The sequence below is a fragment of the Methanoregula sp. genome, from assembly GCF_002835825.1.
Lineage (GTDB): Archaea > Halobacteriota > Methanomicrobia > Methanomicrobiales > Methanospirillaceae > Methanoregula.
On sequence record NZ_PIZH01000062.1, the window covers coordinates 1 to 8,233 of the forward strand.

8 protein-coding genes are annotated in these 8,233 nt (G+C 57.3%); 3 read left to right on the top strand and 5 right to left on the bottom strand.

What is annotated here, in order from left to right; translation table 11 throughout:
* The 3 genes from CW742_RS03825 to CW742_RS03835 form a co-directional block, all read left to right on the top strand.
* Positions 1–1,121 (top strand): response regulator (locus CW742_RS03825; RefSeq protein WP_292416686.1); only part of this gene is annotated, 1,121 nt, incomplete at its 5' end.
* Positions 1,122–1,197: 76 nt separating this feature from the next.
* Complete coding sequence (locus CW742_RS03830) at positions 1,198–2,490, top strand: sensor histidine kinase (protein ID WP_292416690.1); 1,293 nt, start codon at positions 1,198–1,200, stop codon at positions 2,488–2,490.
* Complete coding sequence (locus tag CW742_RS03835; RefSeq protein ID WP_292416693.1) at positions 2,487–4,307, top strand: ATP-binding protein; 1,821 nt, start codon at positions 2,487–2,489, stop codon at positions 4,305–4,307. The genes CW742_RS03830 and CW742_RS03835 overlap by 4 nt, the downstream gene beginning before the upstream one ends.
* 98 nt (positions 4,308–4,405) lie before the next feature.
* Here CW742_RS03835 and CW742_RS03840 read toward each other — a convergent pair whose 3' ends face one another.
* The 5 genes from CW742_RS03840 to CW742_RS03860 all read right to left on the bottom strand — a co-directional run.
* On the bottom strand, positions 4,406–4,753 hold the full coding sequence (locus tag CW742_RS03840) for a hypothetical protein (protein ID WP_292416696.1): 348 nt from the start codon (positions 4,751–4,753) through the stop codon (positions 4,406–4,408).
* Positions 4,754–4,879: 126 nt separating this feature from the next.
* Positions 4,880–5,911, bottom strand: a complete 1,032-nt coding sequence (locus CW742_RS03845; protein WP_292416697.1) for an inorganic phosphate transporter — start codon at positions 5,909–5,911, stop codon at positions 4,880–4,882.
* Between the two features lie 186 nt (positions 5,912–6,097).
* Positions 6,098–7,129 carry an inorganic phosphate transporter gene (locus CW742_RS03850; protein ID WP_292416700.1) on the bottom strand — a complete coding sequence of 344 codons (1,032 nt, stop codon included), beginning with the start codon at positions 7,127–7,129 and terminating at the stop codon, positions 6,098–6,100.
* 29 nt (positions 7,130–7,158) lie between these two features.
* A complete protein-coding gene (locus tag CW742_RS03855) occupies positions 7,159–7,788 on the bottom strand; it encodes a DUF47 domain-containing protein (RefSeq protein WP_292416702.1) in 630 nt (209 codons plus the stop codon).
* A gap of 59 nt (positions 7,789–7,847) precedes the next feature.
* On the bottom strand, positions 7,848–8,233 hold a 386-nt coding region (locus CW742_RS03860), incomplete at its 5' end, for an inorganic phosphate transporter (RefSeq protein WP_292416704.1).

Genomic DNA, 8,233 nt, shown 5'->3' on the forward strand with positions numbered 1-8,233 from the left:
ATTCCGGACATCCCCCGGAGGCCCTTGAGGCCCCTTCTCTCAATGAGGGACAAAAAGATATATCTATCCTGTTCGTCGATGACTATCCCGCTCTCCTTGATATCGGGAAGATCTATCTCGAACGACAGGCCGGCATCACCGTGACAACGGCCTTGTCCGGGCCTGAAGGACTCCGGCTCCTGGAGACCGGTTCGTTCGATGCCATTGTATCCGACTACCAGATGCCGGAGATGAATGGTATCGAATTTTTGAAGGCCGTGAGGACCCGTTCCCGCTCCCTGCCCTTCATCATCTTCACCGGGAAAGGCCGCGAGGAGGTTGTCATCGAAGCCCTCAACTGCGGGGCGGACCATTATATCCAGAAAGGCGGAGAGCCGCGATCGCAGTACGCCGAACTGGGCCACCATGTGCGATGTGCCGTCCAGCAGCGGAGATCCGAAGCAGCCTTGCAGCGCAAGCATGCCATCCTCCGTGCTATCCTGGCTGCGTCGCCGAATGGCATTGCCTATGTTAAGAACCGCACGTTCCAGTGGGCAAACGACTCCCTTGCCGATATGCTGGGGTACGACCGCGACGAACTGAAGGGGATGCACCTTGAAACCCTGTACGAGAACCAGGAGGTCTATGATGAGATCGGCAACCGGATCCAGCAGGAGCTGAAAGGAAACGGAAAGGCAACGATCACCACGCGCTTCCGGCACAAGAATGGCTTTGCCATCGATACGGAGATCCACATCGCCCCGCTCGATACCGGGAACCTCCACTTCGGCCACATGATCCTGATGAAAGAGATGTCGGGAAAAGTTGCTGCCGCAAAGGCAGCGCTCGGCCCGGCCGGTCTCCCCCACCTCGAGCTGACTCCGGTCATCGAGGGCTCGCCCGGGGGAAAGATCACGTATTACAACGATGCCGCGATCGATACGTTAGCCCGGTTCGGCAGCAGGGGAAGTCTCGAAGAGTTCTTCCCGCCGGATCTGCCGGAGATCCTGCTCCGCATGGACGAGAAAGACGTGGGATCGATCTCCCGTGACGTGATGATCGGCACAGCCCTGTTCCGGGAGCATATCACGCTGAGCCCGCAGTTCCGGATCGCGAGAATATCCGCGGTGCTCATTTCGTGAAGACAAGACGATCTGCCCCCGTTCGTGACTGAGCATTTCCCAAGAGACCTGACGTACCCCGCATACTTTTAAAACCATGTCCGAAAACACCCTCCTCTCACAGCTGAATACCCGGCTCATACTCGTTTTTATGTCGATGCTGGCCATCATGTCGGTTTATGAACTTGCCAAGCAGGCAATCAATCCTGATATCACCATCTGGGAATCGCACGCAATTACCATTGCCTTCACGAGCCTGGTCGCGGTTTTCATCGTGTTTTTTCCTCTCCGTTCCCTGTACCGCGAGCAGCAGAAATCCAACGAAGCGTTCCGTCACCTGCTCGAAGCAGAGGAGAGCCTGCGCCGGTCCGAAGCCCGGTACCGCTCATTTGTCGAATCGGCGGGCGATGCAATCTATACCGTGGATCCGGACCTGCGGTACCTGCTTGTCAATACCCGGCATCTCGCAAAAAAAGGGCTTTTACCGGGCGCGTGTGCAGGGAAGCATTACGGGGAGTTCCATTCCGGGGAAGAGACAAAGGCCTTTGCCGGGCAGGTCCGCCGTGTTATGGAAACGAACGTTCCGGTCCTGGGAGAATACGAACGGGACGGGAGATATTATCTCCGGAAACTTTCCCCGGTGAATGACAGCGCGACCGATACCGTTATCGCCATCACGGTCATCTCGACCGATATCACGGAACAGAAGATCCAGGAACGGGCTCTTGAGGATACCAATAAAAAACTCAACCTGATGAGCGAGATCACGCGTCATGATATGCTCAACCAGCTCTCGGCCCTCAGCTCCTACCTCGCCCTGGCCGAGGAAAAAACCGCCGACACATCTGTTGCACGGTACCTGGTCAAATGCGAACAGCTGGCTGAGACCGTCCAGGCCCAGATCCTCTTCGCCCGGGACTACCAGCAGATAGGCGTTGAGTGCCCGCAGTGGCAGGACATTGCCGTGACGATCCAGAAAGCCCGGTTCCCGCTGAGACTTACCTCGGTAACTATCGATGCCTCCTGCACGGGCCTGGAAATACTGGCAGATCCCCTTCTTGGGAAGGTCTTCTACAACCTTCTTGACAATGCCATGAGGTATGCCGGCCCGGCCCCTGCGGTCCGGTTCTCGGTAGCCGAAGAACAGGGGCGGCTTATCCTCCTCTACGAGGATAACGGCCCGGGGATCTCCCATGGGAACAAGGAAGTCATCTTTGTCCGGGGCTATGGGAAAAATACCGGCCTCGGCCTCTTCCTGATCCGGGAAATTCTGGCAATTACCGGCCTGACTATCCGGGAGACCGGGGAGGAAGGAATGGGCTGCCGGTTCGAGATAACGGTTCCTGAAGAATGCTTCCGGAGGACAATTCCCGGAGGGGCAGCACCATGAAGGTCCGTACCCGGACGCTCCTCATTTTGAGCGCTGCGCTCGTGGTCTTCCTTATCGTGCTCGCGCTCATCACCCAGTCGGTGATCCTCCAGGCATTCGGGGAGATCGAGGGGCGGGAGACCACGGCCCATGTCCAGCGCTTCGTCTCGCAGCTGGACAGTGAGATCGAAGATGTTGCGGCTACAACCCGGGACTGGTCCCTCCGGCAGGAGACTTCAGAGCTGCTCTCCGGCCCTGGCAGGGAAGAGGACACAGCACAGCTCTTCCCCCCGGGCATCATGAAAAACCTTGGGATCGATTATATCCTCCTGTACGATGCCGGCGGGAACCGGATCCTTTCTGGGACAATCACGGAGGACGGGGAGATCGCCTCCACCCTGCCACCCGGGCTCGACATGACCGTCTCCAACAGCATCATGCCCGAAGACATGCAGGGAGGGATTGCAGGACGGCGGGGACTCTCGACGATCAAAGATACACCGGTGATCCTTGCCGGTTACCCGGTGCAGTACGGGCCCGAAACGGATCCGCTTCAGGGGACCCTGGTCATGGCCCGGGCACTGGACAGCGGGCGGATCGATGACATCAACCGCATGCTCCAGACGGACGGGACACTCGTTTCGTACTCCATGGGGACGGATCCTGCCATCCTGTCCGCAGAAGAGGCCGTGACAGCAAAAGAGGGCGGCATCATTGTCCGGCAGTCAGGAGATAACCGGCTGGACGGGTACGCGCTCATCACCGGGATCGAGAATCATCCGACCTTCCTTCTCCTCACGATAGGATCCCCCCGCCCGGTATACCAGATGGTGAAGAATTCCATCCTGATAGTGGCAGGAGTCATTGTCCTGCTCAGTGTCCTGTACCTGCTGGTTGTCCAGCACCTCCTCCAGCGGTTTGTCCTCTTCCCCTTAAGCAGGCTTGATTCCGGAATGAAGTCCATCAGCAGGTCCGGGGACCTCACCCTCCGTATGCCGGAGATCGGGGATGATGAAGTGGTCTCGCTCGTCCGGTCGCACAACCGGATGCTCGAAACGATCCAGTCCCAGCAGGAGGAGATGCAGGCACTTCTCGAAGAGATCGGGCAGCAGCGGGACGACCTGAACGACGCACGCGGAGAACTGGCCGACCGCAACCGCGAGCTCGAAGAGCTGAACCGGAAAGCCAACCTCTACCTTGACATCTATCTCGATGTCATCACGTACGAGATCCTCAACGCCATCATGGGCCTCCGCGGGTATGCCGACCTGGTGAAGAGCACTGCTGACGAGGCCGGGCAGAAGTTTGCCGGTAAGATCATCGATCTTGCCAACCGGAGTAATGATGTTATCCGGAACATTGAGACCATCAGCCGGATCTACAAGAACCCGCCGGAAGCGGGGGTTGTGGATCTCGCGGCCGTGATAAAAACCGAGATGGGGCGGCGGACCGGTGCGCGTATCGTTATGGATAACTGTAACCGGAACGTGTGTGCCGATGATATGCTTGGCGTTGTATTCGACAATATCTTTGCCAACAGCCTGAAGTTTGGCGGCAGGGATACCACAATCCGGGTTACTGCCCGCGACATTCCGGAAGAGATGATCGAAGTCTCCGTAACCGACACCGGCCCCGGCATCCCGGATGCAGTAAAGCCCCTGATCTTCGACCGCTTCTCGGCGGATTCACGCACGCGGAGCAGCTACGGTCTCGGCCTCCATATCGTGAAGATGCTCATCGAGAGTTATGGCGGCAGTGTCCGGGCAGACGACCACATTCCCGGCAGCCCGCAGTCCGGGGCGGCGATACGGTTTACGCTGAGGATTGCAAAGGAGTGAGGGGGAAGGCCGGGCAGGTATGGGCTACGGCGGAATGGGTGGTGCTTACCCGTGTACAGGGTAATGCAGGTATTCCGTTTTCCCGGTATCCCGGTTTTTTAGCAGGCTACATGGAGGAGAGCAGCAAACGGTCGTCTCTCATCAGCGATCCGGTCGAGGATGTCCGGTGTCGGGCTGACACAGGTATCGTAACCCGAGAGGATCCTGTGCGCCTCGCGGGTTATCGGCATATCCCCGAACTGCCCCGTGCCGATGAAAATGATCTCGGGTTTCCCTTTTTTCAGGAAGGCAAGATCGTGTTCTGAAAGCGGGGTGTGGCCGTACTCTTTTTTGAGTCTCCGCGATTTTTTCTTGGAACGCTTTGTGATTCTCCGGTCCGGGTGGATAATGATATCATGATCATAACGGACGTGATCGATCTCCACCCATCCATACCGTGTCTTCATGGGCCGGACCTCCGGATAGTGGATTATCGATCCCGGATACTATCAGGTTATTCGACGTAATCCCCAATAGGTCTCAATAGTTTTAGAAAGGATGATTCGTCCCAATCCTTTGCATGGGAGAAGAGGTCAGTACCCGATAACGACCCGCAACACCACAAATGCAGCAAACCCGATCACGGCACTGATCGGGATCGTGAGGATCCACGCCCACATGATGGTCCGTGCAACGCCCCATTTCACCGTGCTCGTCCCCATGGTTGTCCCGACTCCCATGATGGAGGTGCAGATGATATGCGTTGTACTGACCGGGATCCCGGCAATCGAAGCACCAATGATGGTCGAAGCTCCGGCCGTTTCGGCTGCAAACCCGTGGACCGGGCGGAGCTTGGTGATCTTGTAGCCCATGGTCCTGACAATCCGCCAGCCCCCCGAGAGCGTACCAAGGGCAATGGCAGTGTGGGCGATGAGGATCACCCACAAGGGAACGGGGAGGTGGTTCGGGTCGGCGGCAGCGCCGAAGTACCCGATGGAGAAGAGGAGCGGGACGATGATCCCCATGGTCTTCTGGGCATCGTTTGTCCCATGGCTGAAACTGTAGGCAGCCGCGGAAAAGAGCTGGAGGCGCTTAAAATGAATCTCTGCGGCACATTTGTTTGTCTTCTTCGTGATGTTGAGGATGACTGCCATGAAGAGAAATCCGCAGGCAAGGCCGATCAGGGGAGAAGCGACCATGAAGAGGGCAACCTCCCCGACGGTTGTCCATTTTATCGCGGCAATCCCGGCAGCGGAGAGGCCGGCGCCGGTCATCCCGCCAATGAGCGCGTGGGACGACGATGTGGGAAGCCCGAAGAACCAGGTGATCAGGTTCCAGGATATGGCGCCGATGAGGGCACAGAGGATGATGTACGGGACAACTGCGGTCTCGACAACATTTAGCTGGATGATCTTGCTGATGGTGCTTGCGACCGCGACACCGAAGCCGAATGCGGCAATGAAGTTGAAGAATGCAGCAAAGACCACGGCATTCCGGGGGGAGAGCACCTTGGTTGAAACGACCGTGGAGATGGAATTAGCCGAGTCGTGGAAGCCGTTGGTAAAATCAAAGACCAGTGCAATGCCGATGATAAAGATGATCAGGGCCCACGAAGCTTCGATCATACCATAGTATGCCTTATCACGGGAGGATCTCGTTAACCTGTCGGTAGGGCGGATTGGAGCGGGAGGGGCGATACTGATAAGGGGATCGGACTTCGACAGAGCGTGCTATGACGCCCTGCGGAAGAGGACTCTGATGGAAACCCGGGGATTGTCGTACCGGCAAAAAAGGAGACGGAATACTTGGGATTAATACCCGATAACAACCCGGATTACCGCAAACGCGGCAAAACCAATGCAGGCACTGATGGGGATGGTCAGGACCCATGCCCAGACGATTGAGCGGGCAACGCCCCACTTGACGGTGCTCGTTCCCATGGTTGTTCCCACGCCCATGATGGAGGAGCAGATAACGTGGGTCGTGCTCACCGGAATCCCGATGATCGATGCACCGATGATGGTCGATGCACCTGCGGTCTCGGCAGCGAATCCGTGGACCGGGCGGAGTTTGGTGATCTTGTAACCCATGGTCCTGACAATACGCCAGCCGCCCGAGAGCGTCCCAAGAGCTATTGCAGCGTGGGCTGCAAGAATGACCCAGAGCGGGACAGGCAGGTGGTTTGGATCAACACCGGCCCCGAAATACCCAACGGAGAAGAGGAGCGGGACGATGATCCCCATGGTCTTCTGGGCGTCGTTGGTGCCGTGGCTGAAACTGTACGCCGCCGCTGAACAGATCTGGAGGCGCTTGAAGTGCGTTTCGGCGCTCTGCTTGTTTGCCTTTTTCGTGATGTTCAGGATGGCCGCCATGAAGAGGAACCCGCAGGCAAGCCCGATGATCGGCGAGATGATCATGAAGAGGGCGACCGTTTCAACCGTGGACCATTTGATGGCGGCTATTCCTGCTGCGGAGAGACCGGCCCCGGCAAGCCCCCCGATCAATGCGTGGGAAGACGAAGTAGGCAGGCCAAAGAGCCAGGTTATGATATTCCAGGTGATTGCGCCAATGAGGGCTGCGAGAATGATGAACGGGATGACATTGGTATCAACGATCTTCAGCTCGATTATCTTACTGATGGTGCTTGCCACGGCAACGCCGAACCCGAACGCTGCAATGAAATTGAAGAACGCCGCCATCAGGACCGCATTCCGCGGGCTTAAGACTTTTGTCGAGACAACGGTAGAAATGGAATTTGCCGCATCGTGAAAGCCGTTGGTGAAGTCAAAGATCAGTGCAATGCCGATGATGATCAGGATCAGTTCCCAGGTCGCTTCGATCATGCCCGTCCCTCAGAAAAACCCCGCCGCCATTATGAGTGACGGATTGCAATATCGGAAAGGACGTTTGCCACGTCCTCGCACCGGTCGGTTGCGGTCTCGAGATGCTCGTAGATGTCCTTGAGCTTGATGATCATGATCGCGTCATTAGTTTTGAAAAGGTCGGTGACCGCGTGGGCGAGCACGTCGTCGGCAAGGTTCTCGAGCCGGTTCACCTCGATGCAGCGCTCCTCGACATAGCGGGGGTCCTTGATCGACCGGATGCCCTTGACCGCACTCTCGATCTCGACTGATGACATGTGGATCAGTTTTGCGAGCTCGATCATGTGGGAGTCGGCGGTATCGATCCCGTAATACAACATCTTCTCGGTCGCACCGTCGATGAAGTCCAGCACGTCATCGAGGCTCGCGGCAAGCCTTGAGATCTCCTCGGGATCGAGTGGCGTGATGAAGGTGGTGTTCAGCTGGTTGTAGATATCGTGCGTTAAAAGATCGCCTTTGTGCTCCAGTTTCTCGATGGAGTGGCGCTTCTCCTTGACGTTCGTGAAGTCTTCCGTGAGGGCAACAAGCTGCCATGCAGCTTCCTTCACGATCCCTGCCTGTTTCTCGAACAGGTCGAAAAAAACCTTGTCCCGGGGTATCAGCAATTCCCGCAAACCCATAACAAACCCGTTGGTAAATCGGTCGGAGATGATAAAAATTTAGCGAAACGGGCCTTATCCTAAAAAAGCCCGGTGACAAACGCGACAACGAAGTATCCGGCCCATGCAATGGCCATCGCAAGGGGTATCGTGATGATCCACGCAGTCATCATCTCCCGGACAACCTGCCACTGGACCGCGTTCTTCCCCCGTGTCGCCCCCACCCCGATGATCGCTCCGTTGATCGCGTGCGTTGAGGAGACCGGGATGCCTGCGTGGGTGACCGAAACAAGGATGGCGCTGCCCGCGGTTGCCGCACAGAACCCCTGGTACGGCCGGGTCTTCGTGATCCCCTTTTCCCTCCTGTCTCCTACCCGCCCTCCCCCCAACCCGGTTCCAAGGTCAAAGGCTAGAGCGCAGGAGGCGGACCCCCAGCACGGCACCACAACACCCATGGAGCCCCACG

What these genes read in the sequence shown, in the direction of transcription:
- CW742_RS03830 (WP_292416690.1), top strand. Translation starts at nt 1,198, where the DNA reads ATGTCCGAAAACACCCTCCTCTCACAGCTGAATACCCGGCTCATACTC.
- CW742_RS03855 (WP_292416702.1), bottom strand. Translation starts at nt 7,788, where the DNA reads ATGGGTTTGCGGGAATTGCTGATACCCCGGGACAAGGTTTTTTTCGAC.
- CW742_RS03850 (WP_292416700.1), bottom strand. Translation starts at nt 7,129, where the DNA reads ATGATCGAAGCGACCTGGGAACTGATCCTGATCATCATCGGCATTGCA.
- CW742_RS03845 (WP_292416697.1), bottom strand. Translation starts at nt 5,911, where the DNA reads ATGATCGAAGCTTCGTGGGCCCTGATCATCTTTATCATCGGCATTGCA.
- CW742_RS03835 (WP_292416693.1), top strand. Translation starts at nt 2,487, where the DNA reads ATGAAGGTCCGTACCCGGACGCTCCTCATTTTGAGCGCTGCGCTCGTG.
- CW742_RS03840 (WP_292416696.1), bottom strand. Translation starts at nt 4,753, where the DNA reads ATGAAGACACGGTATGGATGGGTGGAGATCGATCACGTCCGTTATGAT.